27 protein-coding genes and 1 pseudogene are annotated in these 24543 nt (G+C 66.8%); 15 read left to right on the forward strand and 13 right to left on the reverse strand.

Going from position 1 to position 24543, the window contains the following annotated elements; translation table 11 throughout:
* Positions 1–54 precede the first annotated feature (54 nt).
* The 5 genes from ade to P0086_RS19660 all read left to right on the forward strand — a co-directional run bounded on the left by ade (position 55) and on the right by P0086_RS19660 (position 2818).
* Positions 55–1749, forward strand: a complete 1695-nt coding sequence (gene ade / locus P0086_RS19640; RefSeq protein ID WP_275788604.1) for an adenine deaminase — start codon at positions 55–57, stop codon at positions 1747–1749.
* Between the two features lie 5 nt (positions 1750–1754).
* Positions 1755–2000 (forward strand): DUF4160 domain-containing protein, encoded by a 246-nt coding sequence (locus P0086_RS19645; RefSeq protein ID WP_112613048.1) that lies wholly within the window; start codon positions 1755–1757, stop codon positions 1998–2000.
* Complete coding sequence (locus P0086_RS19650) at positions 1981–2226, forward strand: DUF2442 domain-containing protein (RefSeq protein ID WP_112613019.1); 246 nt, start codon at positions 1981–1983, stop codon at positions 2224–2226. The genes P0086_RS19645 and P0086_RS19650 overlap by 20 nt, the downstream gene beginning before the upstream one ends.
* Positions 2227–2363: 137 nt before the next feature.
* Positions 2364–2567 carry a hypothetical protein gene (locus P0086_RS19655; protein WP_275788608.1) on the forward strand — a complete coding sequence of 68 codons (204 nt, stop codon included), beginning with the start codon at positions 2364–2366 and terminating at the stop codon, positions 2565–2567.
* The gene (locus tag P0086_RS19660) at positions 2564–2818 is read left to right on the forward strand and encodes a hypothetical protein (protein ID WP_275788611.1); all 255 of its coding nucleotides are present in this window, start codon (positions 2564–2566) and stop codon (positions 2816–2818) included. Before P0086_RS19655 ends, P0086_RS19660 begins: the two co-directional genes overlap by 4 nt.
* Before the next feature lie 4 nt (positions 2819–2822).
* Here the strand turns inward: P0086_RS19660 and P0086_RS19665 are convergent, their stop codons facing one another.
* A complete protein-coding gene (locus P0086_RS19665) occupies positions 2823–4466 on the reverse strand; it encodes an alpha-glucosidase (protein ID WP_275788614.1) in 1644 nt (547 codons plus the stop codon).
* Between the two features lie 291 nt (positions 4467–4757).
* Here P0086_RS19665 and P0086_RS19670 point away from each other — a divergent pair, with 291 nt between their 5' ends.
* The 4 genes from P0086_RS19670 to P0086_RS19685 all read left to right on the forward strand — a co-directional run bounded on the left by P0086_RS19670 (position 4758) and on the right by P0086_RS19685 (position 7375).
* Positions 4758–5747, forward strand: a complete 990-nt coding sequence (locus P0086_RS19670) for an Ldh family oxidoreductase (protein WP_275788616.1) — start codon at positions 4758–4760, stop codon at positions 5745–5747.
* Between the two features lie 13 nt (positions 5748–5760).
* Positions 5761–6672 (forward strand): sugar kinase, encoded by a 912-nt coding sequence (locus P0086_RS19675; RefSeq protein WP_275788619.1) that lies wholly within the window; start codon positions 5761–5763, stop codon positions 6670–6672.
* A 62-nt stretch (positions 6673–6734) separates the two neighbouring features.
* Positions 6735–6989 (forward strand): type II toxin-antitoxin system prevent-host-death family antitoxin, encoded by a 255-nt coding sequence (locus P0086_RS19680; protein WP_148151071.1) that lies wholly within the window; start codon positions 6735–6737, stop codon positions 6987–6989.
* Positions 6986–7375 (forward strand): type II toxin-antitoxin system VapC family toxin, encoded by a 390-nt coding sequence (locus P0086_RS19685; protein WP_148189440.1) that lies wholly within the window; start codon positions 6986–6988, stop codon positions 7373–7375. The genes P0086_RS19680 and P0086_RS19685 overlap by 4 nt, the downstream gene beginning before the upstream one ends.
* 3 nt (positions 7376–7378) lie before the next feature.
* Here the strand turns inward: P0086_RS19685 and der are convergent, their stop codons facing one another.
* The 3 genes from der to P0086_RS19700 all read right to left on the reverse strand — a co-directional run bounded on the left by der (position 7379) and on the right by P0086_RS19700 (position 10228).
* A complete protein-coding gene (gene der, locus P0086_RS19690; RefSeq protein WP_275788625.1) occupies positions 7379–8812 on the reverse strand; it encodes a ribosome biogenesis GTPase Der in 1434 nt (477 codons plus the stop codon).
* Between the two features lie 41 nt (positions 8813–8853).
* A complete protein-coding gene (locus P0086_RS19695; RefSeq protein WP_112606525.1) occupies positions 8854–9525 on the reverse strand; it encodes a tetratricopeptide repeat protein in 672 nt (223 codons plus the stop codon).
* Positions 9526–9643: 118 nt separating this feature from the next.
* Complete coding sequence (locus tag P0086_RS19700) at positions 9644–10228, reverse strand: NnrU family protein (RefSeq protein ID WP_275788629.1); 585 nt, start codon at positions 10226–10228, stop codon at positions 9644–9646.
* Positions 10229–10369: 141 nt separating this feature from the next.
* On the opposite strand from P0086_RS19700, the gene P0086_RS19705 reads away from it, so the two are divergent.
* Positions 10370–11383: a polysaccharide deacetylase gene (locus P0086_RS19705; RefSeq protein ID WP_275788632.1), complete on the forward strand. Its 1014-nt coding sequence runs from the start codon at positions 10370–10372 to the stop codon at positions 11381–11383.
* Positions 11384–11399: 16 nt separating this feature from the next.
* Here the strand turns inward: P0086_RS19705 and sbmA are convergent, their stop codons facing one another.
* The 4 genes from sbmA to P0086_RS19725 form a co-directional block, all read right to left on the reverse strand.
* Positions 11400–12665 carry a peptide antibiotic transporter SbmA gene (sbmA, locus tag P0086_RS19710; RefSeq protein ID WP_275788635.1) on the reverse strand — a complete coding sequence of 422 codons (1266 nt, stop codon included), beginning with the start codon at positions 12663–12665 and terminating at the stop codon, positions 11400–11402.
* Positions 12666–12766: 101 nt separating this feature from the next.
* The gene (locus P0086_RS19715; protein ID WP_275788637.1) at positions 12767–13954 is read right to left on the reverse strand and encodes a YbfB/YjiJ family MFS transporter; all 1188 of its coding nucleotides are present in this window, start codon (positions 13952–13954) and stop codon (positions 12767–12769) included.
* Between the two features lie 93 nt (positions 13955–14047).
* Positions 14048–14797 carry a type I methionyl aminopeptidase gene (gene map, locus P0086_RS19720; protein WP_148151066.1) on the reverse strand — a complete coding sequence of 250 codons (750 nt, stop codon included), beginning with the start codon at positions 14795–14797 and terminating at the stop codon, positions 14048–14050.
* 55 nt (positions 14798–14852) lie between these two features.
* Positions 14853–15899, reverse strand: a complete 1047-nt coding sequence (locus P0086_RS19725; RefSeq protein WP_148655733.1) for an Atu2307/SP_0267 family LLM class monooxygenase — start codon at positions 15897–15899, stop codon at positions 14853–14855.
* A gap of 382 nt (positions 15900–16281) precedes the next feature.
* On the opposite strand from P0086_RS19725, the gene P0086_RS19730 reads away from it, so the two are divergent.
* Positions 16282–17037, forward strand: a complete 756-nt coding sequence (locus tag P0086_RS19730) for a glycosyltransferase family 2 protein (RefSeq protein ID WP_275788642.1) — start codon at positions 16282–16284, stop codon at positions 17035–17037.
* Positions 17038–17063: 26 nt separating this feature from the next.
* Here the strand turns inward: P0086_RS19730 and P0086_RS19735 are convergent.
* From P0086_RS19735 to P0086_RS19750, 4 genes and pseudogenes are all read right to left on the reverse strand, one after another.
* Positions 17064–17156: pseudogene (locus P0086_RS19735) on the reverse strand (prevent-host-death protein); the annotation flags it as partial.
* Positions 17157–17211: 55 nt separating this feature from the next.
* Entirely contained in the window at positions 17212–17712 is a 501-nt protein-coding gene (locus P0086_RS19740) for an SRPBCC family protein (protein WP_112600290.1), read from the reverse strand.
* A gap of 92 nt (positions 17713–17804) precedes the next feature.
* On the reverse strand, positions 17805–19061 hold the full coding sequence (locus tag P0086_RS19745) for an RNA polymerase sigma factor (RefSeq protein WP_275788645.1): 1257 nt from the start codon (positions 19059–19061) through the stop codon (positions 17805–17807).
* Complete coding sequence (locus P0086_RS19750; RefSeq protein ID WP_275788648.1) at positions 19058–19438, reverse strand: YciI family protein; 381 nt, start codon at positions 19436–19438, stop codon at positions 19058–19060. Before P0086_RS19750 ends, P0086_RS19745 begins: the two co-directional genes overlap by 4 nt.
* 158 nt (positions 19439–19596) lie before the next feature.
* On the opposite strand from P0086_RS19750, the gene P0086_RS19755 reads away from it, so the two are divergent.
* Both P0086_RS19755 and P0086_RS19760 read left to right on the forward strand, forming a co-directional pair.
* Positions 19597–19821, forward strand: a complete 225-nt coding sequence (locus tag P0086_RS19755) for a DUF2188 domain-containing protein (RefSeq protein ID WP_275788651.1) — start codon at positions 19597–19599, stop codon at positions 19819–19821.
* A 3-nt stretch (positions 19822–19824) separates the two neighbouring features.
* Complete coding sequence (locus tag P0086_RS19760; protein ID WP_275788654.1) at positions 19825–20466, forward strand: hypothetical protein; 642 nt, start codon at positions 19825–19827, stop codon at positions 20464–20466.
* A 10-nt stretch (positions 20467–20476) separates the two neighbouring features.
* Here the strand turns inward: P0086_RS19760 and glpK are convergent, their stop codons facing one another.
* Positions 20477–21970: a glycerol kinase GlpK gene (gene glpK / locus P0086_RS19765; RefSeq protein ID WP_275788656.1), complete on the reverse strand. Its 1494-nt coding sequence runs from the start codon at positions 21968–21970 to the stop codon at positions 20477–20479.
* A gap of 222 nt (positions 21971–22192) precedes the next feature.
* On the opposite strand from glpK, the gene P0086_RS19770 reads away from it, so the two are divergent.
* A complete protein-coding gene (locus tag P0086_RS19770) occupies positions 22193–22966 on the forward strand; it encodes a 3-hydroxybutyrate dehydrogenase (protein WP_275788658.1) in 774 nt (257 codons plus the stop codon).
* A 21-nt stretch (positions 22967–22987) separates the two neighbouring features.
* Positions 22988–24460 (forward strand): xanthine dehydrogenase small subunit, encoded by a 1473-nt coding sequence (xdhA, locus tag P0086_RS19775; RefSeq protein WP_275788661.1) that lies wholly within the window; start codon positions 22988–22990, stop codon positions 24458–24460.
* Positions 24461–24543: the final 83 nt, after the last annotated feature.

The following is a 24543-nucleotide window of genomic DNA, read 5'->3' on the forward strand; positions in this document are numbered from 1 at the left end:
CGCCACGGCCGGGCGCGGTTAGACTGTGGGCGACAACGGAATCGGGAGATCGCCATGACCGACTTGGAACGCCGCATCGACCAGGGTACCGGCCGCATGCCCGCCGACATCGTGCTCAGGGGCGGCCACTTCCTCGACCTCGTCACCGGCGAACTGGTGGCCTCCGACATCGCCATCTGCGGCGATCGGATCGTCGGCACCTGCGAGGCCTATGAGGGGCGCGAGGAGATCGACGTCTCCGGCCGCATCGTCGTCCCCGGCTTCATCGACACCCACCTGCATATCGAGAGCTCGCTCGTCACCCCGCACGAATTCGACCGCTGCGTGCTGCCGCATGGCGTGACGACGGCGATCTGCGATCCGCACGAGATCGCCAACGTGCTCGGCGAGGACGGCATCCGCTTCTTCCTCGATTCCGCCGAGCAGACGGTCATGGATATCCGCGTGCAGCTCTCGAGCTGCGTGCCGGCGACGCATCTGGAGACCTCCGGCGCCGACCTGCCGGTGGAAAAGCTCCTGCCCTTCCGCACCCATCCCAAGGTGATCGGGCTTGCCGAATTCATGAACTTCCCCGGCGTGATCCACAAGGATCCCGGCTGCATGGCCAAGCTCGAAGCCTTCCAGGGCGGCCATATCGACGGCCATGCGCCGCTGCTGTCCGGCCGCGACCTCAACGGCTACCTCGCAGCCGGCATCCGCACCGACCACGAATGCACGACCGCGGAGGAAGCGCTGGAGAAGATCAGGAAGGGCATGCACATCCTGATCCGCGAAGGCTCGGTGTCGAAGGACCTCTTGGCGCTGATGCCGCTCTTCACCGAGCGGTTGTCGCCCTTCATCGCGCTCTGCACCGACGACCGCAACCCGCTCGATATCGCCGAGCAGGGCCATCTCGACCACATGATCCGCACCGCGATCGCCCATGGCCGCGCGCCGCTCGCCGTCTACCGCGCCGCCTCGATCTCGGCGGCCAGGGCCTTTGGGCTAAGCGACCGCGGCCTCGTCGCTCCCGGCTGGCGCGCCGACCTCGTCGTCATCGACACGCTGGAGGACTGCCGCGCCGAGATGGTCTTCGCCGCCGGCCGCCGCGTCACCGACGCCCTGTTCGCAGCCCGCAAACCGGTCGCTCCCGTCGGTCTCGACAGCGTCAGGGCACGGCCGGTTCGTGCCGCGCATTTCGCCGTCCCCGCCACCGAGCACGAGACGCCGGTGATCGGCGTCATGCCGGGCAAGATCATCACCGAGCATCGCCGCTACCGGTTGCCGACCAGCGGCAACCAGACGACCGTCGACCTCTCCCGCGACATCATCCGCGTCGCCGTCATCGAGCGCCACGGCAAGAACGGCAATCACGCCAACGGCTTCGTGCAGGGCTTCGGGCTGAGGAAGGGCGCGATCGCCTCCACCGTCGGCCATGACAGCCACAACATCTGCGTCGTCGGCGTCGGCGAGGACGACATGGCGCTCGCGGCCAACCGGCTGGGCGATATCCGCGGCGGCTTCGTCGTCGTCGAGGACGGCAAAGTCACCGGCGAGATCGCGCTCCCCGTCGCCGGCCTGATGAGCCTGGAGCCCTTCGAGGTGGTCCGCGACACGCTGCATCACCTGCGCCAGGCCGCTTTCGCGCTGGGGGCGACGCTGGAGGAGCCGTTCCTGCAACTCGCCTTCCTGCCCCTGCCGGTCATCCCGCACCTGAAGATCTCCGACCGCGGCATGGTCGACGTCGACCGGTTTGAACTGATCGGGTGAGCGGGATGCCGGTCGTCTTGCGGATTGGCAAGTTCGTCTTCTTCTTCTACTCGAACGAGGGCGACCCGCGGGAGCCGGTTCACATCCATGTCCGCAGTTCCGGCGCCGAGGCGAAGGTGTGGCTCGATCCTGCGATCGGCATCGCCGACAGCCGCGGCTTCAATGCGAAAGAACTGTCTGCTATCATCCGCCACGTCATCGACAACCGCGAGACCATCCGGAGCGCATGGAATGAACACTTTGGCGACTGACGTGCGCTTCGACGACGACACGATGTGGGTCGACCTCGACGACGGCCGCACGCTCGGCGTTCCGCTCGCATGGTTCCCCCGGCTGTTGTCCGCATCCGCCGATGAGCGCGGCCGATATGAACTCAGCCCCGGCGGCATTCACTGGGACCATCTCGACGAGGACATATCCATCGCCGGGCTCCTGGCGGGTCGCGGCGACATGACCCGCAAACGCCCTGCGGCGTAAAGCATCCCTGAAGATCTCCGACCGCGGCATGGTCGACGTCGACCGGTTCGAACTGGTCGGGTGAGCGCCCGCGCTTGGCAACGGCATGGAAAGCGCCTAACGTCCGCCGGAGATCGAATTTGACCGGAAATCTGCCGATGTCGAAGCTTCAGAAGATCGAGGAAAGCGTCGCGTCGCTCGACAGCGACGATTTCGCCGCCTTTTCCCGTTGGTTCGAACGGTTGCAGGCGAAACGGTGGGATGAAGCGTTCGACCGCGACGCCCGGACGAGCGGGAAACTGTCGGAGCTTGCCGACGAGGCTTTGTCCGAGCATCGCGCCGGCAGGACCAAGGCGCTTTGAGGCATCATGCGAGCGCCAAGTTCTGGCGTTCCTATGACGCCTTGCCCGAACACGTGCAAAGACTTGCCGATCAGAACTTCACGCTCCTCAAGTCCGATCCGCACCATCCCTCGCTGCATCTGAAGCAGGTGGGGCGCTTCTGGTCCGTGCGCGTCGGCCGCTCATGGCGCGCCATTGCGGTGGCCGACGGCGACGATCTCGTGTGGTTCTGGATCGGCAGTCACGCCGACTATGACAAACTGCTGAAGTGACCCCTCAGAGCCGCACGCAGGCCATGTCCAGCGGCGCGAGCGCGATCGAACCGTCCACAAGCCTGCCGCCGAAGCCGGGCACGGCGACGCTGTCGCCGAGCTTGATCGAGGACGGCGGGGAGAACTCCGCCTTCTCCCGCGTCAGGTTGAACACGAACAGAAGCTTTTCCGCCCCCTTCTCGCGGGTGAATGCCAGGATGTCCTGGTTGGACTTCACGAAGACCATGTCCCCGTCCAGCAGCGCCGCATGCGCCCGCCGGAAGGCGAGCGTGTCGCGATAGTGGTTCAGCACCGAGCCCGCGACCTTCGCCTGCGCGTCGACGGCAAGCCGCGCGTGCTCTTCCGGCACCGGCAGCCACGGCCGGCCGGAACTGAAGCCGGCATGCGCCTCTTCCGCACTCCAGGGCATCGGGGTTCGGCAGCCGTCGCGGCCCTTGAAGGCCGGCCAGAAGCGGATGCCGTAGGGGTCGCGCAGATCCTCGAAGGCGAGCTCCGCCTCGGGCAGGCCCAGTTCCTCGCCCTGGTAGAGGCAGATCGTGCCGCGCAGCGTCGCCAGCAGCGTCATCGCCAGCCGCGCCACGCGCTCGCGCTCCTCCGGCGCCTCGATGAAGCGGCTGACATGGCGGACGACGTCGTGGTTGGAGAAGGCCCAGCAGACCCAGCCGTCCGTCACCGCCTTCTGGAAGCCCTCGACGCACTTGCGGATATAGGGCGCGGAGAAATCCGGCCCCAGCAGGTCGAAGGTGTAGCACATGTGCAGCTTGTCGCCGCCGCTCGTATACTCCGCCACCGTCTTCAGCGACCGCGCCCCGTCGCCGACCTCGCCGACCGTGGTCCGCCCCTCGTAGCCGTCGAGCAGCGCACGCACCTCTTTCAGGAAGCCGACGTTTTCCGGCTGGGTCTTGTCGTGGCGGTGCGACTGCATGCCGTAGGGGTTGACGTCCGGGGCGTCGAGCCCGGCCTCGTCGCTGTCCGGTTCGTGCGGCGGATTGTCCCGGAGCCTGGCGTCGTGGAAATAGTAATTGACCGTGTCGAGCCGGAACCCGTCGACGCCGCGGTCGAGCCAGAAGCGCATCGCCTTCAGCACCGCCGCCCGGACGTCCGGGTTATGGAAGTTCAGGTCCGGCTGCGAGGTGAGGAAGTTGTGCATGTAGTACTGGCGGCGCACGCCGTCCCATTCCCAGGCCGGCCCGCCGAACACCGAAAGCCAGTTGTTCGGCGCCGTCCCGTCCTTCTTCGGCTCAGCCCAGACGTACCAGTCGGCCCGGTCGTTGTCGCGGCTGGATCGGCTTTCCCTGAACCAGGGATGCTGGTCGGAAGTGTGCGAGATCACCTGGTCGATGATGACCTTGAGCCCGAGGCGGTGCGCCTCGGCGAGCATGTCGTCGAAATCGGCGAGCGAGCCGAACATCGGATCGACGTCGCAATAGTCGGAGACGTCATAGCCCATGTCCGCCATGGGCGACTTGAAGAACGGCGACAGCCAGATCGCATCGACGCCGAGGGACGCGATGTGCCCCAGCCGCTGCTTGATCCCCTTCAGGTCGCCGACGCCGTCGCCGGTGGTGTCCTGGAACGAGCGCGGATAGACCTGGTAGATCACCGCGCCGCGCCACCAGTCGGCTGCGGACGTCTGCGAAGCGGCCATGGAGAACTCCCGGAAATGATGCGCCTCAATGTGTAGCGGGCAGGACGGGACGCGTAAACAGCCAAACGGCAGCGCCCGCTCGATGCCGTTGCGGCCTTCCCAAGGCCGTTCCCCTCGTGCGTCCAGTGTGCATCCCTTGTGCACCCCGCGTGCATCCCGCGGTTGACGCCGGTGGCTCGGGGCTTGATGATGGCGCGGAACGGGACCGGAGCAAAGCCGTTCTTGCCCTGGGGCGGCGCGCCGCCCGGGGAGCCCGAACGAAAACGCCTGCCCATCCCCGGAGGCGACCGCATGGCTGATCGCACCATCTCCCTGACGCTCGCCGAGATCTCCACGCTCGCCGCCGACGCGCTGCTGCGGGCCGGCGCCAGCGAAGCGCTTGCACGTTCGCTGGCTGGCGCGGTCGTCGCCGCCGAGGCGGCCGGCAAGCGGGCGGTCGGCCTCGCCCACCTGCCGGACTATCTCGACGCGCTCGACCGCGGCCGCATCGACGGCCGCGCCGAACCGCTGCTCACCTCGCCGGTCCCCGCGCTGATGAAATGCGATTGCGGCGGCGGCATCGCCCAGCTCGGCTTCGACATGGCCTTCGAGGAACTGGTCGCCAAGACCCGCATCTTCGGCCTGACGGCCTATGCCTCGCACAACAGCTTCACGACCGGCGAACTGGGCTGGTATGCGGCCAGGCTTGCCGCGGAGGGTCTCGTCGCCCTTGCCGCCACCAACGGCCCGGCCCTGATGGCCGGCGCCGGCGGCACCCGGCCGGTCTATTGCACCAATCCGCTCGCCTTCGCCGCCCCGCGCGCGGACGGCCTGCCGCTCGTGATCGACCAGGCATCGAGCGCCACGGCCTTCGTCAGGATCCGGGAGGCGGCGGAGCGCGGCGGGACCATCCCCGAAGGCTGGGCGCTCGACGCGGAAGGTCGCCCGACTCTGGACCCGAACGCGGCCATCAAGGGCGCGCTTCTCGCCTTCGGCGGCCCGCGCGGCGCCAACATCGCGCTGATGGTCGAGGTGCTCGCGGCAGGGCTGACGGGGGCCAACTGGTCGCTCGACGCCCCCGACTTCCAGTCGGGCGACGAAACGCCGGGCGCCGGTCTCTTCATCCTCGCGATTGCGCCGAAGCTCCTCGCCCATGATTTCGAGGCCCGGCTCGACAGGCAGCTGCAACGCCTTGCGACGGACTATGGGGTCCACGTCCCCGGAAAGGGCCGCGCCGAGCACGGTCGCATCGCCTTGCCCCGTGCTCTGTTTGACAGTATCTCCTCCTTCCGACGCAGATAGGGAGGCGGACTTCATGGCAGGCAAGCTGCTCGCGATAGGCGAATGCATGGTCGAACTGATGCAGGCGGATGGCGGCCTGATGCGCAAGAGCTTCGCCGGCGACACCTTCAACACCGCCTACTACGCCCGCCAGTACCTGCCCGCCGACTGGTCGGTCGACTATTTCACCGCCGTCGGCCGCGACATGATCTCCGAGGAGATGCTGGCCTTCATGGCCGGCCACGGCGTCGGCACCGGCCATATCGCCCGCATCGAGGGTCGCTCGCCGGGCCTCTACATGATCCACCTGAACGACGGCGAACGCAGCTTTTCCTACTGGCGCTCGGTCTCCGCGGCCAAGCTTCTGGCCCGCGATGCCGAGCGGCTGCGGGCGGCGATCGAGGCGTCGGACGTCATCGTCTTCTCCGGGATCACGCTGGCGATCCTGTCGCCCGAGGACGTCGACACGCTCTTGGCAGAACTCCGCCGCGCCCGGGCGTCCGGCAAGCTGGTCGCCTTCGACCCCAATATCCGCCCCCGCCTCTGGGAAACGCCCGAGCGCATGCGCGCGACGATCATCGACGGCGCACGCGCCGCCTCGCTCGTGATGCCGAGCTTCGACGACGAGGCGACCCATTTCGGCGACGCCTCCATCGAGGCGACGATCGCCCGCTATCGGGCGCTCGGCGTGCCCGACATCATCGTCAAGGATGGTGCGGATGGCGCCACCCTCGCCCTTGCCGGCACGACCGCGCACGTTCCCTCGGCCAAGGTGGAGAAGATCGTCGACACCACCAGCGCCGGCGACAGCTTCAACGGCAGCTTCCTCGCCCGCTATGTCGCAACCGGCGACGCTGTCGCAGCCGCCCGCTTCGCCGCCGACGTGGCGGCATCCGTCATCCAGCACCACGGCGCGCTGGTGACGCGGGAGAAGCTGCCGGGCTGAGAGACCTTGTCGCACCTGTCGTGAAGCACTATATTGACCAGAGTTAGCTAAGGAGCCATCCGATGCGGACTGTTAACATGCTGGACGCCAAGACGAACCTTTCAAAGCTGGTGAGTGATGTCGAGAGAGGGGTGGAGAGCGAGGTCATCATAGCCCGCAATGGTCGCCCTGCTGCCCGCATCGTTCCAATCTCGGAGGCAAAACCCACGCAGAGGCGGCTGGGCCTGATGGCAGGCAAATTTCCCCCAATGGAACTTGAAGACTTCAATGCACTCGACGCTGAGGTCGCGGAGCTTTTCGGCGTCAAGCCTGAATGAGGCTGCTTCTCGACACACACGCCGCCGTCTGGGCGGTCGCCTCTCCTGAGAGGCTGTCGGGATCTGTGGCGGAAGCCATCGCCGACACGAGCAACGAGATATTCGTATCGGTGGCGAGCCTTTGGGAAATCGCCATCAAATTCAGTCTCGGAAGAAAGCAGGCGCCGCCTTTCGATGCGGAGGCCGCTCTGACGTTCTTTCACGAAACGGGCTTCGCGCTGCTCGACATCACGCCGGCACACGTCGTTGCCGTCGGCAAACTCGCCATCGAGCACTCGGATCCGTTTGACAGGCTGTTGATCGCACAAGCGCTGACAGAGCCGATGGTGCTTGTCAGCAAGGATCAGAAGATCGCCGCCTGCTTGCCCCAGCTGACGCTCTGGTAGCCCTCAGCGCTTCTTCTTCGCCTTTCCGGCATAGGGATTGTCCGAGGCGCGGAAATGGATGCGGATCGGCACGCCCGGCAGGTCGAAATCGTTGCGCAGACCGTTCGTCAGGTAGCGGACGTAGGATTCCGGCAGCGCCTCGGGCCGCGTGCACGAGATCATGAAGCCCGGCGGACGGGCCTTCACCTGGGTCATGTACTTCAGCTTCAGCCGGCGGCCGGAGACGGCCGGCGGCGGATGCTGGACCTGCTGCGCCTCCAGCCAGCGGTTGAGCCGGGCGGTCGAGATGCGACGGTTCCAGACGCGGTCGGTGTCGATGATCGACTGCATCAGCTTGTCGAGCCCGCGGCCGGTCTGGCCGGAGATCGGCACGGCGCGGATGCCGCGCGCCTGGGGAAGCAGCCGGTCGGTCTTCTCGCGCAGGTCGGCGAGAACGGCCTGCGGGTCCTCGATCAGGTCCCACTTGTTGAAGGCGAGCACGGCCGCCCGGCCCTCACGCAGCACCAGGTCGACGATCTGCAGGTCCTGCTTTTCGAACGGGATGGTCGCGTCGAAGACGATGACGACGGTCTCGGCGAAGCGGATCGCGCGCAGGCCGTCGGCGACCGAGAGCTTCTCCAGCTTCTCCTGCACCTTCGCCTTGCGGCGCATGCCGGCGGTGTCGAACATCTTGATGGTGCGGCCGCGCCATTCCCATTCGACGGAAATCGAATCGCGGGTGATGCCGGCCTCCGGCCCGGTCAGGAGCCGGTCCTCGCCGAGGAAGCGGTTGATCAGGGTCGACTTGCCGGCATTCGGCCGGCCGACGATCGCCACCCTGAGCGGCTTCGTCTCGTCGTAGGCGGGCTCCTCCTCTTCCGCCGCGTCCTCTGCGCCGAGAGCCGTCTGCGGCACGTCGACATTGGTGACGGCCTCGTCCTCCTTCGGCGGGAAGGCGCGCTCCTCGCCGAGGGCGGCGACGATGGCGTCGCGCAGGTCGAGCATGCCCTGGCCGTGCTCGGCGGAAATCGGCGTCGGATCGCCGAGGCCGAGCGTGAAGGCCTCGTAGAAGCCGGCGTCGGAATCGCGCGCCTCGGACTTGTTGGCGACGAGCACCACCGGCTTGCCGTGCCGGCGCAGCATCTCGGCGAGCGCCTGGTCGACCGGGGTCAGCCCCGTCTTGGCGTCGACGATGAAGAGCGAGAGGTCGGCCTCGTCGATCGCCGCTTCCGTCTGCGCGCGCATGCGCCCCTGCAGCGTCTCGGGGGCGGCTTCCTCCAGGCCGGCGGTGTCGACGACGCGGAAGCGCAGGTCGACGAGCTTCGCCTCGCCGGGCCGGCGGTCGCGGGTCACGCCGGGCGTATCGTCCACCAGCGCGAGCTTCTTGCCCACCAGCCGGTTGAACAGCGTGGACTTGCCGACATTGGGGCGCCCGACGATGGCGACGGTGAAGCTCATGGGACGTTCCGTTCCGGGTTCGAGCCGCGCGGTGCGCGGCGTCAGGAGGCCTTGCCGCTGGCGGCGATCAGGTCGAGCAGCATCTGCGCGCGGTTGGAAAGGTTGCGCGGCGCCTCGGCGTCGTTGACGACCTGCTCGAACCATTCCTTGGCGCGGGCGAAATCGCCGGCCTTGTAGGCCGACAGGCCCAGCACCTCGCGCGCCGAATGGCGCATCGGGTTCGCCGCGTTCGTCAGTTGCTCGGCTTCGGCGGCGACCTGCTCGTAGGTACCGGTGTCGACCAGCAGGTAGGCCGCGCGCAGCCGGGCGGCATCGCGGATCGCCTGCGGCACCGAACCGTCGTTGGCGATCGCCGAGAACGCGGTGACCGCGCCGGCGGCATCGCCGCCCTCCGCCAGGAGCGAGGCCGAACGCAGGCGCGCCAGCACCGGATAGGCGCCGAAACCTTCCTGCTCGAGGGCGGCCAGTTGCTTCTGGCCCTCGTCCCTGTTGCCTTCGCGGATCTGCGTCAGCGCGGAAAGGAACTTGTCGCCGGCGGCCGAGGCCTCGCGGTCGCGCCAGTATTCGTAGCCGACCTTGCCGATCGTGCCGAGGACGACGAGGACGGCGGCAGCGATGAGGACCCGGCCGAAACGCCGCCAGAAGGCGCGCACCTGGTCGGAGCGAAGCTCCTCGTTGACTTCGCGGATAAAGCTGTCGTCCTGGTTTGCCATTATCGGTTCCGGCTTTCACTCGTGAGTTTGTTTTTCGCGCTTCTACCCGATTTTTGGCGCGTTGTAAGGGGGCAGCGCGATTTCGCGCCGCCGCCACGGAGGCAATAGGCGAAACGGCTCAGGCCAGCGGCGCCACGCCGATGAAGAGCTCGTGCAGTTTCAGCACGATCGCCGCATAGAGCGCCAGGCCGAGGACGATGGCGATCAGGTCGTAGCGGGCGGAGACGAAGACCGGCAGCTTGGTCTCGCCCGCCGCGATCCGCCTCTTCAGCGAGATGCGCAGGACGACCGCCCAGGCGAGGATCGCCAGGAACAGCACCACCGAGTAACTCTCGCCGTTGGCGAGCAGATGTGCGAGGGCCCAGATCTTGATGGCGACGAGCAGCGGGAACTTCAGCTTCGTGCGGATATGACCCGCCGGCAGGAAGCCCGCGACCAGACAGATCGAGGCGATCAGCATCAGGGTCAGCGTGATGTGCGCCATGAAGGCCGGCGGATAGTAGAGCATCGTGCCGCCGTTCCAGCGCGCCTCTGCGAAGCCGTAGACCATCATCACCGCGCTCAGAAGCGAGACGATGCCGTGGATCGCCATGAAGGCCGGCATCCCGAGACGGCCGATTGCGGCAGCACGAAGGCCGGGCGCGAACGGTCGAACGAGGTGCGTCGCGATGAAGAGAACAATGCCGGCAACAAGCAAAGTCATGAAGTTCCGCCTTTCGTCATTGAAATGCGGTCAGGGGACCGCCCCGCTGGGATAGCGCCGCTATCGGTCAAATTCCAGTGTCATCACGGCTTTGCCGCATTCGCAACCGATGAAGGCCCGTTGCAAATTGTCGCGGTGCCCATGTTTCGATCAAGTCTTTCGACCGTCCTTGCCCTTTCCCTGGCCGGCTTTCCGGCCCTTGCCCAGTCCCCGGAGGATCCGGTGGACGACAGGCCCGTGCAACTGGTCGTCGTCTCCTTCGACGGAGCGCACGACAACCGGCTGTGGACGCAGAGCCGGGAGATGGCGAGGCGCACCGGCGCCCATTTCACCTATTTCCTCTCCTGCACCTTCCTGATGACGAAGGAGAACCGCAAGAGCTACCAGGCGCCGCACCAGCCGCGCGGCAAGTCGAACGTCGGCTTTGCGCCCGACAACGCCGACGTCGTCACCCGGCTCGAACACATCTGGCAGGCGCGCGCCGAGGGGCACGACATCGGCAGCCATGCCTGCGGCCATTTCGACGGCGCGAAATGGAGCGCCGACGACTGGAAGCAGGAGTTCGATTTCTTCCGCAACACGCTGCGCGACGCCTGGCAGAACGCCGGCGTGCCCGAGCGCGAGCCGTTGGAATGGCGCAATTTCGCCGAGAAGGAGATCATCGGTTTCCGCGCCCCCTATCTCGCCGCCGGATCCTCCCTGAATGCGGCGCTTCGCGATTTCGGCTTCCGCTACGATGCAAGCCAGGTGTCGAAGGGCCCGGTCCTGCCCGGCGAGAGCGAGGGCCTCGTGCACTTTTCCCTGCCGCTGATTCCGGAAGGCCCCTCCGCCAAGCCGGTGATCGGCATGGACTACAACCTGTTCGTCCGCCATTCGCTCGGCATCGAGGACAAGAAGCACAGCGCAAAATTCGAGGAGCGCGCGCTTTCCGCCTACCGTGCCGCGTTCGAAAAGCAGTATTCCGGCGAGCGCATCCCGCTCCAGCTCGGTTTTCATTTCGTGGAGATGAACGGCGGCGCGTACTGGCGCGCGCTCGATCGCTTCCTCTCCGAGGTCTGCAGCAAGCCCGGCGTCGCCTGCGTCAGCCAGCGCGAGGCCATGGACATCCTGGCAAAACGGACGAAGGCGGCCGAGGCCGCCTCCCAAACGCTCTGACGCTGCCGGCGCGGGACTACTGCGCCATCTCCTCGACCCCGCCGGCGGCGATGAACTCCTCGTCGATCGACGGCAGCGGCCTGTCGTCCATCGCCGCCTCGAACGCCTTGAGGCGCTTGTAGATCGAGATCAGCTCGATCACGGTCGGCCAGGAGTTGACGAGGTACTGGAACGAACTGGTCACCTGCGAGAAGGCACCCTGGATCTGCTGCATCAGGCCGAAGGTGATGGTGGCCGCGACAACCGATGGTATCAGCAGGAAAAGCGAAAAGATGACGTCCGTCTGAAGGTAGAAGTAGCGGGCGACGTTGAAATACATGTAGTGGAAATAGAGCCGGAAATAGTTCTTCCGGACGTTGTCGAACAGCTCGCGCACCGCCAGCGGCTGAGCCCGCTCGACATGGTCCTCGCCATAGACGAGTTCCTTGCGGTAGGCCGCCTCGACGCGCTGGTTTCGGAATTCCAGCCCCGGCAGCTTCACGCCGACCACGGCCAGAAGAACCGTGCCGAAGATCGACCAGAAGATCGCCGCCGTCACCAGAGGATAGGGAATGGCGCCGACGATCGGCAGTTCCTTGATGCTGGCAGACAAGGCGTGCAGGACCGGAAGAAAGGCGATCAGCGTCATGAAGCTGTCGACCAAGCGGATGCCGAGCCCCTCCACCGTGCTGGCGAAGCGCATCGTGTCCTCCTGGATACGCTGGGAGGCACCTTCGATGTGGCGCACCTTCGGCCAGACCGAGATGTAGAAATTGTTCATCGCGTTGCGCCAGCGGAACACGTAGTGGCTGGTGAAGAAGGCAATGAGCACGCCGGTGATGATTGAAATCGTAGCGAGCTGGAAGAAGATGAAGGCGTAGCCGTAGAGTTCGTCATAGCTGACCGTGTTCGGCGCCTTGAGCGCCTCGATGATCCGGTCATAGGTCGGGCGGCGCCAGTTGTTGACGGCAACGCTGATATCGACGGAGAAATAGACCGTGAAGATCAGAAAGGCCGAGCCCCAGACGGACCACAGCCGCCAGGGCTGGTCGGTAGCGCGGATATGCCAGAAGCCGCAGAAGATCGCCATCGAGGCTATGAAATAGAGATAGAACCAGATCGAGGCGGTGGTGAAGAAGTGCCCGAGGCCGATTGGCACCTCCTGTCCGGGCGGCAGCGGCGGCAGGCCGAACGAGGCGCCGAGGCTCTCGCCGACACTGTACCAGACCGCGACGACCACGAACGTCCAGATCAGGGCGGACAGGAAGAACTTTTTCGGCTCGGGGAAGAAGGAATGGAACAAGGCGATCGTCTCTCGTTGCGGGAACGGTTGCTCCGCTCCGGTTCGCGCGGAAACTAAAGCAGTTTCCGCACAGCAACAATCGCCGAGGCCGTGGATTACCGTTATTTAATCATCGCGTGATCGCCGGCGGCAAGCGTTGCGAGCGCAGCGATCGCCAGCACGACGGCGGCGAGCAGGCTCGGCAGGCCGTAGCCGCCCGAGAGACCAGCGAGCCAGCCGGCAGCGAGCGGCCCGACGATCTGGCCGACGCCGAAGCCGGCCGTCATCATCGCGAGCGACCGGCGCGGGCTCTCCGGCGCCATGGTGCGGCCGAGCTGGAGGCCATAGGCGGTGACCACCATGAACGTCGCACCGAGCAGGAAGCCGCCGACGAGCACGGAGGCCGGCGGCGGCAGCAGGACCGTTGCGGCAACGCCGGCCGCCTCGATCACCAGCGCCGCACGGTAGACCCCGAGGATGCCGAGAGTGCGGTCGAGCCCCTTCCAGGCAAAGAGCGACAGCATCGCCGTGAGGCCGGTGAGGAACCAGGTGAGCCCTTCGAGCAGCCGGCCGCCGCCGCCCTCGCGGGCCATCGCCACGATGAAGGTGGCGGTGACCACATAGCCGATGCCGAACAGCCCGTAGCTCAAGGTCAGCGCGACGAGCGGCCGTCTCCAGAGAAGCGGCGGCTCGGGTCGGGCCGGACCGCCCCTGCCGCCGCGCGGCAGAAAGGGTCCGATTGCGAGAACGGCAAGCGCGGCGAAGCCGGCAGCGACGAACCAGTCCAGGCGCCAGCCCGCCAATCCGGTCGGATGGAGCGACGCAAGCCCCATCACCAGCAGGGACGACAGCGCGATCCCCGCCCCCACGCCGGAGAAATAGACGACGGGGACGCGTCGGTCCCCTGCCGCAAGTCCGTGCGACAGGACGATCGCCGAGGTGAAGACCATGCCAAGCGCGCTGGCAAGCCCGGCGAGGAAGCGGATGACGACGAAGGCGGGGATGGTCGAGACGAGCCCCATCGCGGCGAGCAGAACCGCATTGGCGGCCAGGGCCGCGAGCGCCAGCGACCGCTCGCGCCCGGCAGCCCAGCCATAGGCCGCCAGCACGGCGCCTGCGAGATAGCCGGCGAAATTGGCAGCGGCTATCAGCCCGCTTTGCGCCGGGTCGAGATGCAGGTCGGCCATCATGGCGGGCAGGACGGGCGTATAGAAGAACCGGCCGAACCCCATCAGGGAGGCGAGCGAAAGCCCTCCCGCGAGCGCCACGAGGACGGGATGAGGATGGAGCGGTTTGGCAGATTGCAGCATGACGCCGTCGTATTGCAGCGCAGCACACAGCGTCAAACGACTAAAACTGATCGATCGACGATTATTTCTGAAGGCGCGGCGCGCGCCCGAAGCTCAGCCCGGCAGCGTCAGGATCAGCGGGCCGTTCTTCGTCGCCACCACGGTGTGCTCGAACTGGACCGTCGGCGCGCGCGGATCGCTGTAGAGCGTCCAGTCGTCGTCGCCGTTCTCCGCCCAGTTGGCGCCGAGCGACAGGAACGGCTCGACCGTGAAGACGAGACCTTCCGTCATCATCCGCTTGTCGCGCGGATCCGGCCAGGTGGCGATCTCCGACGGCTCCTCGTGCAGCGAGCGGCCGACGCCGTGGCTGGCGAGGTTGGTGATCAGCGTATAGCGGTTCTTGCGGGCAAAGGTGCCGATCGCGTTGCCGATCGCCGACAGCGGCCGGCCGGACTTGACCTCCTTCAGCCCGACCCACAGCGCCCGCTTGCCGTCGCGGCAGAGCCGGTCGACGTTCGGCGCGACGCGCCCGACGGTGAACGAGGCGCCGGTATCGGCGAAGTAGCCGTCGAGCTCGGCCGAGACGTCGATGTTGACGAGGTCGCCCTCGGCGATGACGCGGTCGCCCGGGATGCCGTGCGCGACTTCCTCGTTGACGCTGATGCAGGTGGCGCCGGGGAATTCGTAGCAGCTTTCCGGCGCCGAGCGGGCACCCGCCTCCTCGATCATCCGCCGGCCGATCAGGTCGAGCTCGGCCGTCGTCATGCCCGGGCGCAGCGACGCGCCCATGTGCTGCAGGACATTGCCGCACAGGCGGCCGATCGCCTGCATGCCGCGCAGGTCTTCGTCGTTGTTGAGGGTCATCGTATCTCGCTTTCGGCGGGCTCCATATCACGGGGGAGCGGCGGAGGCCATGCCCTCAGATTTCCGGCGCGCTCCCGGCGAGCGCCGCGCGCACCAGCGGCGCCACCTTCGTGCCGTAGAGCTCGATGCCGCGCATCACCTGCTCGTGCGGCATCAGCCCGATCGCCATCTGCAGCACGAAGCGGTCGTTGCGGAAGAGCCGGTGATGGGCGACGATCTTCGCAGCCACCGTCTCCGGATCGCCGAGGAACAGATGCCCCTCCGGCCCGGTGGAAAGATCGAACTGCGCCCGGCTCGTCGGCCCCCAGCCGCGCTCGGCGCCGATCCGGTTCATCACCGCCGTCTGCGGCCCGAAGAACTGGTCGGCCGCCGCCGCGAAGGTGTCGGCGACGAAGCCGTGCACGTTGATGCTGGTCTTCAGCGTCGAGAGATCCCGCCCGGCACGGCTCGCCGCCTCGCGGTAGAGATCGAACAGCGGTGCATAGCGCGCGGGCGTGCCGCCGATGATCGCAAGCGCCAGCGGCAGGCCGTGCACTGCGGCGCGCACGATCGATTGCGGCGTGCCGCCGACGGCGATCCAGATCGGCAGCCGGCCATGCAGCGGCCGCGGATAGACGCCGAGCCCGGGGATCGGCGGCCGGGTCTCGCCGCTCCAGGACACCTTCTCGCTGTCGTTGATCGCCAGGAGCAGCTCGAGCTTCTCCTCGAACAGCTTGTCGTAGTCCTCCAGATCGTAGCCGAACAGCGGAAAGGACTCGATGAACGAGCCGCGGCCGGCCATGATCTCGGCCCGCCCGTTCGAGAGCAGGTCGAGCGTCGCATACTGCTGGAAGACCCGCACCGGATCGTCCGACGACAGCACGGTCACAGAGCTGGAGAGTCGGATCGACTTCGTCCGCGCAGCCGCCGCCGCAAGGATCACGGCCGGCGCCGAGGCCGCGTAGTCCGGCCGGTGGTGCTCGCCGATCCCGAACACGTCGAGCCCGACCCGGTCGGCAAGCTCGATCTCCTCCAGAAGCTCGCGCAGACGCCGCTCCCCTTCCCTGCCGCGATCGGCGGCGGCGGGATCGACGTCAGCAAAGGTGTGAAGGCCAAGTTCCATGGCGATGCTCCGGGTTGCGGTTGCATCCACAAATAGGGGCACGCCGCCGTCGCGCAAAGCGCGAAAATGGAAACGCTACGTTTCACAATCGTGCCACGGGTCCCGGAAACCACCCCACACCACAGCAGAAATATCGAAGCATTGCAGAGAGCGTTACCGCACGCGCCACCCAATTTTGCTCGTATTTCAGGAATAAAGAAAACATTTCCAGACGGAACTATGTATTTCCTCATCGACGGATTACCAGATGCACAGAAGTACGGGCATGAGGCATGAGGTCAAGGCGAGATATATATCCACCTGAGGGATCCCGTTGCGCATCATCTCGCTTTCCACCATCCCGCCCAGGTTCGAAACGCTTGCGTCGACGCTGCAAAGCCTCTTGAGCCAACGCGGTCCGATCGACGAGGTGCGCCTCTACGTCCCGCGCCGCTATCGCCGGTTTCCGCAATATGACGGTGGCGCACCTGCCGTACCGCCGGGTGTCACCGTCGTGCGGACCGAGGTCGATCTCGGCCCGGCTTCGAAGGTCCTGTTTGCCGTGCGTGAGCTGAGGGGCAAGCCTGCGCAAATCCTCTTCTGCGACGACGACCGGGTCTTCTCTCCCACCTGGGCCGCCGATCTTCTTTCCGTGCAGGCGGACCGGCCCCGCGAATGCGTCGCGCTCATCGGCAAGGCGATCCCCGCCCATCGCGGCAAACCGGGCCCCTTCCGGCCGAAGGCGGTGCACGCCGGCAAGTTCGACCCGCAACTCCGCGCCCGCCGCCTCGGTCACAGGCTGACATCCGCGCTTCTTCGCCGCGACAGCCCGCGTCCGATGCGCCGCCCGGTCGCCAGGGCCGGCTATGCCGACATCCTGCAGGGGCTCGGCGGCGTCGTCGTGCGGCCCGAATTCTTCGACGACACCGCCTACGACATTCCCGACGCCGTCTGGGCGGTCGACGACGTCTGGCTCTCCGGGCTGCTGGCGTGGAAGGGCATTCCGATCTGGCTGCCGGCCGGCCTCGAGCAGCCGCAGACAACGGCAGCGCACGACATCGATTCGCTCTACCGTTCCACCGTCGAGGGGATCAGCCGCAAGGAGGCGAACCGCGCCTCGGTGGCCTACATGCAGCAGCGCTTCGGCATCTGGACCTGAGCCGTTCGGGGCTTGCGCCGTACGCCGCCCCGATCGGTGATGAAGAAGGGGCCGTGTACCGCCGCCTTCTTCGCCCGACCCGTATCCTGATTGAATTCGCGGCTCGTCATGCGTGCCATGCAGCACCTCCAATTGTAGAAACGTTGCTACATGGACCGATGCCAGCAAGCCCGTTCAGAGCTTGGCGGCGACCGCCTCGAGCTGGCTCGCCACCTGTCCCCAGCCGCCGTGGAAGCCCATCTTCTCGTGCTCCTTCGCATCCTCGACGCTCCAGTGGCGGGCGATCGCGGTGTAGCGGGTGCTGCCGTCGCCGAGGTCGTCGAAGAGGATCTCGGCGGTGAAGAAGGCCTTCTCCGTCGGCTTCCAGTCCGGTCCGAAGGCATCGGTGAAGATGATCCGCCGGTCCTTCTCCACCTTCAGCAGCACCCCGGTCGAATCCATGTGGAAATCGTCCGGCCCCTTCATGACGGTGCGGAACTTGCCGCCGTCGCGTGGCTCGATCTCGACGAGCGGCGTCTCGTACGGCTTCGGCGCGAACCATTGCGTCATCAGTTCGGGCGTCGTCCAGGCCTTGAAGAGCTGGGCGGGAGTGGCCTTCAGCACGCGGGTGAGCACCAGCTCCCGCTCGTTCTGCGGCTTGATCTCGCCGGCCTTGATCTCGACGGTCTTGTCCATGGTCTGTCTCCTCGTGGTCCGGTTTCGGTCGGTTCATTGCAAGGACGAAGGCGACGCCGGCGATCCGACAGGCCGAACGAAAAAATCGTCCGTTATTTCGTCTCCGCGACGACATCGCGCGAAAGCCCGTCCAGGTGCTGGCGGATATGGGCGGCTTCCGCCGGCGTCGTGGCGAGTGCGATGGCGCGTTCGAAGGCGGCGCGTGCGTCGCGATCGCGGCCGAACTGCTTCAGGAGCCCGCCCCTGAGCCCATGGAAATAGAAATAGCCCGAAAGCCGATCCTCCAGCGGCTCGATGAGATCGAGTGCGGCCTGCGGTCCCTGGCGCTTCGAGACGGCGACGGCGCGGTTGAGGGTGACGACCGGAGACGGCTGCAGCCGCTCCAGCGACTGGTAGAGCAGGTCGATCTCCTCCCAGTCGGTATCCTCCGGGCGCGCGGCGCGCGCATGCAGTGCGGCGATTGCCGCCTGGATCTGGTAGGGACCCGGTGCGCGGTGGCGCAGCGCCTTGTCGATCAGGGCCAGCGCCTCGCGGATCATCCGGCCGTCCCAGAGGCTGCGGTCCTGCTCCTCCAGAAGCACGATCTGGCCGTCGGCGTCGAAGCGCGCGCCTTTTCGCGAATGCTGGAGCAGAAGCAGCGCCGTCAGCCCCATGATCTCGGGCTCGGAGGGAAACAGCCGCAACAGCAGCCGCGCAAGCCGGATCGCCTCTTCGCAGAACGGCGCATCGGCCCGCTGGGTCTCGCCGGCCGAGTAGCCCTCGTTGAAGACGAGGTAGACCATTGCCGAAACCGCGCCGAGCCGCTCGGCCCGCGAGACGGCGTCCGGCGTCTCGAACGGCAGTCCGGCGGCGGCGATCCTGGCCTTGGCGCGGGTGATCCTCTGCTCCATCGCCGCCTCGGAGACGAGGAAGGCGCGGGCGATCTGCCGCACCGACAGCCCGCAGACGATGCGCAGCGCCAGCGCGATCTGCTGCGTCGCCGGCAGGTCCGGATGGCAGCAGACGAACAAGAGCCGCAGGATGTCGTCGCGGTAGTGCGAGCCGTCCAGCCGCTCGGCGAGGTCGTCCTCGACATCCTCCAGGTCGGACAGCGTCTCCTCCGGCGGCAGCGGCTGCTGCCGCGCCCGCTTGCGCAGGTGATCGATGCCGCTGTTGCGGCCGACGAAGATCAGCCAGGCGACCGGATCGCGCGGCGGCCCCTTGTCCGGCCAGACGCGCACGGCCCGCAGGCAGGCCTCTTGGAACGCCTCCTCGGCCAGGTCGAGGTCGCGGAAGTAGCGCAGCAGCGCGCCCATCGCCTGCGGGCGGGCGGAGGACAGCGCCAGGTCGATCCAGGAGAGTTCGCTCACAGTGCCTCCAGGGCTCCGCCCGGCTTGAAGACGCGCAGGGGCCGGATCTCGTAGGCGCCGACGCCGGGATTGGCGACCGCGAGATCCTTCGCGAAATCGATCGCCGCGTCGAGCGTCTCCATGTCGACGAGGAAGAAGCCGAGGAACTGCTCCTTGGTCTCGGCGAAGGGCCCGTCCACCACGATGGTCTCCCCCGGCGCCTTTCGCAGCGTGGTCGCAGCCGTCGTCGGCATCAGCCGGGCGACCGGCCCGAGCTTTCCGGCCGCCACATATTTCCGCTCCACTGCGGCGAGATCGGACATCACCCTGTCCTCCTCCTCCCGGCTCCAGGCGGCGACGGCTTCCTCGGAATTGTAGCAAAGCACGGCATACAGCATCGGATCCTCCCATCGTTGCAATGACGTAGGAGTAACGCCGATCCCGACACGGCGCATGAAAAATTCGATGGGCGGCCGCCGGAGTCGGACGAATGCATCTTGGACTGGCATGCAGGCATGCTATTCTCTGGCGCAAATGGGAAAGGACTACTCCTGTCATGGCACGCAAAGCGCAACACGTGGTTCCAAGTGGCGGAAAATGGAGCGTTCGGGCAGCCGGATCGTCACGCGCGTCGCATACGTTCGAAACGCAGACGGAAGCCATCGAAGCCGCGAAAAGAATAGCGCAGGACCAGCGGTCGGAACTCTATATCCACGGAGCCAATGGGCGTATCCGCGACCGCCGCTCCTATGGCAATGATCCTGCCAGCAGGAAGGGGTAACGTTTGGGCGCAAATTTCGATCGGAATGTCTTTGTAAATTGCCCTTTTGATAGAGACTTTGCTCCACTGCTCGAGGCGGCCATTTTTTGCGTCGTGTCCTTCGGATTTACGCCGCGCCTTGCCAGCGAACGCCTTGAAGGCGGCGAGAGCCGGCTGGACAAAATCGTAGATCTGATAAAAGCCTCTCGATACTCGATCCATGATCTATCCCGCGGCCGCGCCAGCGCATCCGGCGAGTACCTTAGGATGAATATGCCGTTCGAGCTCGGCTTGGACCTCGGCTACCGTCGCAGCGGGGCGCAAGGCGCGGAGCAGAAAAAGTTCCTGATATTTGAATGCGATCCGTACGATCTGAAGCGGTCGCTATCGGACCTTGCAGGTCAAGACGTGGCGTTTCACCGAAACGATTATGAATTGGTCATCAAGAAGGTCCGCGACTTCTTCAGGGTCGAGGCGCGTATCCAGGCTCCCGGACCGTCACGGATAATTTCAGACTACACCACGTTCCAGGGCTGGATGGTGGAGAAAAAGATACACGAAGGTCATTCGGAACGGGAGGCGATAGACTTGCCCACCCAGGAACGTCTCGATGAGATGAAGGCATGGATCGCGCTCGGGCGTCCATCGGCATTCGCTCCGGCGTGACCGTTCGCCCCTACCCCGCGCTCAGCGTCCGCCGCACCGCGTCCTTCCAGCCGGCGACCTTGGCAGTGCGCGTTGCCTCGTCCATCTGCGGCTCGAAGCGGCGGTCGCGGGCCCAGGAGCGGGCGATGCCGTCCCGGTCCGGCCACACACCGGCGCGGTGGCCGGCGAGCCAGGCGGCCCCCAGCGCCGTCGTCTCCAGGATCGTCGGCCGGTCGACCGGCGCATCGAGGATGTCGGCGAGCCGCTGCATGGTCCAGTCCGAGGCGACCATGCCGCCGTCGACGCGCAGCACCGTCTCGCGCGCACCGTCCGCCCAGTCGCCGCGCATGGCCTCCAGCAGGTCGCGCGTCTGGAAGCAGACCGCCTCCAGCGCCGCGCGCGCGAATTCCGCCGGGCCGGTGCCCCGCGTCATGCCGTAGATCGCCGCCCGCGCGTCGGGATCCCAGTGCGGGGCGCCCAGGCCGGTGAAGGCCGGCACCAGATAGACGTGCTGCGTCGGATCCGCCTTGTCCGCAAGCGCGCTCGCCTCCGACGCCGCCCCGATCATCTTCAGCCCGTCGCGCAGCCACTGCACGGCCGCGCCTGCGATGAAGATCGAGCCCTCCAGCGCATAGGTCGTCTCGCCGTCCAGCCGGTAGGCGATCGTCGTCAGCAGGCGGTTCTTTGAGCGCACCATGTCGGAGCCGGTGTTCAGGAGCGCAAAGCAGCCGGTGCCGTAGGTCGATTTCATCATGCCCGGCGCAAAGCAGGCCTGGCCGATCGTCGCCGCCTGCTGGTCGCCGGCGACGCCCAGGATCGGCACCTCGGCGCCGAGATGCTCGCGCGCGGTGACGCCGAAATCGGCCGCGCAGTCGAACACCTCCGGCAGCATCGCCCTCGGGACGTTCAGGATCGACAGCAGTTCGTCGTCCCAGGCGTTGGCGCCGATGTCGTACATCAAGGTTCGGCTCGCATTGGTCGCATCGGTGGCAAACGAGCGCCCGCCGGTCAGCCGAAAGATCAGGAAGGTGTCGATCGTGCCGAAGCAGAGCTCGCCGCGCTCGGCGCGCGCCCGGGCGCCGTCGACATTCTCCAGTAGCCAGGCGAGCTTGGTGCCGGAGAAATAGGGATCGAGCAGCAGCCCGGTCCGGCCGGTGAAGAGCGCTTCCAGCCCCTGCCGCTTCAACTCCTCGCAGCGATCGGCGGTCCGCCGGTCCTGCCAGACGATGGCGTTGTGGATCGGCCGGCCGCTCTCGCGGTCCCAGACGACGACGGTCTCGCGCTGGTTGGTGATGCCGATGCCGGCGAGATCCGAGGCGCCGATGCCGGCCTGCTCGAGTGCGACCCGGGCCGACCAGATCACGCTCTCCCAGATCTCCTCGGGATTGTGCTCCACCCAGCCGGAACGGGGAAAGATCTGCGGGAACTCGCGCTGGCCGACGCCCACCACCTTCTGGCCGCCGTCGAAGACGATCGCCCGGCTCGAGGTCGTGCCCTGGTCGATTGCGAGGATGAAGCCGCCCATGAATCCCTCCCGTCTGTCCGGCCGCTCCCGACGGCCTTCGGAATCTTCAATACGACATGAAAACGAATGTCAAAGGAAAATAAAACGCAACCTGCGGCGCACAATTTCCGCGCTGCACCGCCCCAAAAGCCGATTGCAACGGCCGGTTCTTTGCGCGTAGGCTGGCCCGGATGCGGCGGTCCGGAGGTTCTTCCCGCCGCAAGAAAACGGGAGAAAAGCAAGATGAAGACAGCCGTCGTCACCGGCTCCACCAGCGGTATCGGCCTTGCGATCGCCACGGCTTTTGCCCGCACCGGCGCCAATGTCGTGATCAACGGCCTGGGCAGCGCGGCCGAGATCGAGGAGATCCGGCAGCGGCTTTCCGGCCTCGGCAGCGGCAAGGTGGTCTATCATCCCGCCGACATGACGCGTCCGGCCGAGATCGCCGACCTGATCGGCAGCACGGCCGCCGAATTCGGAAGCGTCGACATCCTCGTCAACAATGCCGGCATCCAGCACGTCGAAAAGATCGAGGACTTCCCGGTCGAGAAGTGGGACCAGATCATCGCCATCAACCTGTCGAGCTCCTTCCACACGATTCGCGCCGCGATCCCCGGCATGAAGGCGAAGGGCTGGGGCCGCATCATCAACGTCGCCTCCGCCCACGGTCTCGTCGCCTCGCCGTTCAAGACGGCCTACGTGGCGGCGAAACATGGTATCATGGGCCTGACCAAGGCCGTGGCGCTGGAAGTCGCCGACCAGGGCATCACCGTCAACGCCATCTGCCCCGGCTACGTGCTGACGCCGCTGGTGGAGAAGCAGATTCCCGATACGGCGCGCGCCCGCGGCATCAGCGAGGCGCAGGTGAAGTCGGACGTCATGCTGAAGTTCCAGCCGACCAAGGAATTCGTCAGCGTCGAGGAGGTGGCCGAGACGGCGATCTTCCTCTCGAGCGACGCCGCCCGCTCGATCTCCGGCACGCACATCTCCATCGACGGCGGCTGGACCGCGCAGTAGCAGGCAAGGCAGAAGAGGCGCATGCAAGAGACCGACCGCATCCGATTCATGCTGAACGACGAGGACGTCGTGCTCGACGAGGTCCCGGCGACCGGTACCCTGCTCGACTGGCTGCGCCTGCGCCGGCGGATGACCGGCACCAAGGAGGGCTGCGCCGAGGGCGACTGCGGCGCCTGCACGGTTCTCGTCGGCCGGCTCCTCGGCGGCGAACTGGTCTATGAGAGCGTCAATGCCTGCATCCGCCTGCTCGGCTCGATGAACGCCACCCATGTCGTCACCGTCGAGCATCTGGCCGGCGCCGATGGGGCGCTGCATCCGGTGCAGCAGGCGCTGGTCGATCATCACGGCTCGCAATGCGGCTTCTGCACGCCGGGCTTCGTCATGTCGCTCTATGGGCTGTGGCTTTCCGGCGACCGGCCCGGCCGGCCGGCGATCGAGCGGGCGCTGCAGGGCAATCTCTGTCGCTGCACCGGCTACGAGCCGATCGTGGCCGCCGCCGAAGCCGTCGCCGCCATGCGCCCGAGCGCCGTGTTCGATCCGATCGAGCGCACGCGCACGGCCGTGAAGGAAAAGCTGGCGGCGCTCTCGCCGCGCCAAACGATCCGCCTCGGCGGGACGGGAAACCGCATCGTCGTCCCCGCCTCCGCCGATGAACTGGCAGCGGTGCTGGCGGCCGAACCGAAGGCCACCGTCGTCGCCGGCTCCACCGATGTCGGACTCTGGGTGACCAAGCAGATGCGCGAACTCGACCCGGTCGTCTTCATCAACCACCTTCAGGATCTGCAGGCGATCGAGCGCACCCCCGCCGGGCTTTCGATCGGCGCCGGCGTGACCTACACGCAGGCCTGCGACGCCCTGTGCGACCTCGTCCCCGCGCTGCGCCCGCTGATCGACCGGATCGGCGGCGCGCAGGTGCGCAACATGGGCACGATCGGCGGCAACATCGCCAACGGCTCGCCGATCGGCGACACGCCGCCGCCGCTGATCGCGCTCGGCGCCACGCTGACGCTCCGCTCGACCGGCGGCCGCCGCGAATTGCCGCTCGAGAACTACTTCATCGCCTATGGCCGGCAGGACCGCCGCCCCGGCGAGTTCGTCGAAAGCCTGTTCGTGCCGGCGCCGGCGGAGGCCGACCTGTTTGCCGTCTACAAGATCTCCAAGCGCCGCGACGAGGACATCTCGGCGCTCTGCGGCGCCTTCCGTCTGAAGCTCGACACGGCCGGCGCCGTGGCCGACGCCCGCGTCTGCTTCGGCGGCATGGCCGCGACGCCGAAGCGGGCGACGCATGTCGAGGCGGCGCTTACCGGCCGGCCGTGGACAGAGGCGACCGTGCAGGCCGCGACCGCGGCGTTCGACCACGACTACACGCCGCTCTCCGACTGGCGCGCCACCGCCGCCTACCGCCTGCTGGCGGCGAAGAACCTGCTGTTGCGTTTCTATCTGGAGACGACCGGCGAGGCGGCCCAGTTGAGGCGTTTCGAGGAGGTGGCATGATCGGCGCGTGCACACGGACTTTCCTGCTGCGACCCTCCCTCACCGAGGCCTGGGCACTGCCCCTCACCCCGACCCTCTCCCCG

Source organism: Mycoplana sp. MJR14 (assembly GCF_029210525.1).
Lineage (GTDB): Bacteria > Pseudomonadota > Alphaproteobacteria > Rhizobiales > Rhizobiaceae > Mycoplana.

Coding starts and splice junctions, on each gene's coding strand:
- der (WP_275788625.1), bottom strand. CDS start 8,812: ATGAGCTTCACCGTCGCCATCGTCGGGCGCCCCAATGTCGGCAAGTCC.
- P0086_RS19770 (WP_275788658.1), top strand. CDS start 22,193: ATGAAGACAGCCGTCGTCACCGGCTCCACCAGCGGTATCGGCCTTGCG.
- P0086_RS19755 (WP_275788651.1), top strand. CDS start 19,597: ATGGCACGCAAAGCGCAACACGTGGTTCCAAGTGGCGGAAAATGGAGC.
- map (WP_148151066.1), bottom strand. CDS start 14,797: ATGACCCTCAACAACGACGAAGACCTGCGCGGCATGCAGGCGATCGGC.
- P0086_RS19665 (WP_275788614.1), bottom strand. CDS start 4,466: ATGGCCGCTTCGCAGACGTCCGCAGCCGACTGGTGGCGCGGCGCGGTG.
- P0086_RS19645 (WP_112613048.1), top strand. CDS start 1,755: ATGCCGGTCGTCTTGCGGATTGGCAAGTTCGTCTTCTTCTTCTACTCG.
- P0086_RS19750 (WP_275788648.1), bottom strand. CDS start 19,438: ATGCTGTATGCCGTGCTTTGCTACAATTCCGAGGAAGCCGTCGCCGCC.
- ade (WP_275788604.1), top strand. CDS start 55: ATGACCGACTTGGAACGCCGCATCGACCAGGGTACCGGCCGCATGCCC.
- xdhA (WP_275788661.1), top strand. CDS start 22,988: ATGCAAGAGACCGACCGCATCCGATTCATGCTGAACGACGAGGACGTC.
- P0086_RS19700 (WP_275788629.1), bottom strand. CDS start 10,228: ATGACTTTGCTTGTTGCCGGCATTGTTCTCTTCATCGCGACGCACCTC.
- P0086_RS19650 (WP_112613019.1), top strand. CDS start 1,981: ATGAACACTTTGGCGACTGACGTGCGCTTCGACGACGACACGATGTGG.
- P0086_RS19685 (WP_148189440.1), top strand. CDS start 6,986: ATGAGGCTGCTTCTCGACACACACGCCGCCGTCTGGGCGGTCGCCTCT.
- glpK (WP_275788656.1), bottom strand. CDS start 21,970: ATGGGCGGCTTCATCCTCGCAATCGACCAGGGCACGACCTCGAGCCGG.
- P0086_RS19705 (WP_275788632.1), top strand. CDS start 10,370: ATGTTTCGATCAAGTCTTTCGACCGTCCTTGCCCTTTCCCTGGCCGGC.
- P0086_RS19740 (WP_112600290.1), bottom strand. CDS start 17,712: ATGGACAAGACCGTCGAGATCAAGGCCGGCGAGATCAAGCCGCAGAAC.
- P0086_RS19670 (WP_275788616.1), top strand. CDS start 4,758: ATGGCTGATCGCACCATCTCCCTGACGCTCGCCGAGATCTCCACGCTC.
- P0086_RS19675 (WP_275788619.1), top strand. CDS start 5,761: ATGGCAGGCAAGCTGCTCGCGATAGGCGAATGCATGGTCGAACTGATG.
- P0086_RS19715 (WP_275788637.1), bottom strand. CDS start 13,954: ATGCTGCAATCTGCCAAACCGCTCCATCCTCATCCCGTCCTCGTGGCG.
- P0086_RS19695 (WP_112606525.1), bottom strand. CDS start 9,525: ATGGCAAACCAGGACGACAGCTTTATCCGCGAAGTCAACGAGGAGCTT.
- P0086_RS19680 (WP_148151071.1), top strand. CDS start 6,735: ATGCGGACTGTTAACATGCTGGACGCCAAGACGAACCTTTCAAAGCTG.
- P0086_RS19655 (WP_275788608.1), top strand. CDS start 2,364: ATGTCGAAGCTTCAGAAGATCGAGGAAAGCGTCGCGTCGCTCGACAGC.
- P0086_RS19725 (WP_148655733.1), bottom strand. CDS start 15,899: ATGGAACTTGGCCTTCACACCTTTGCTGACGTCGATCCCGCCGCCGCC.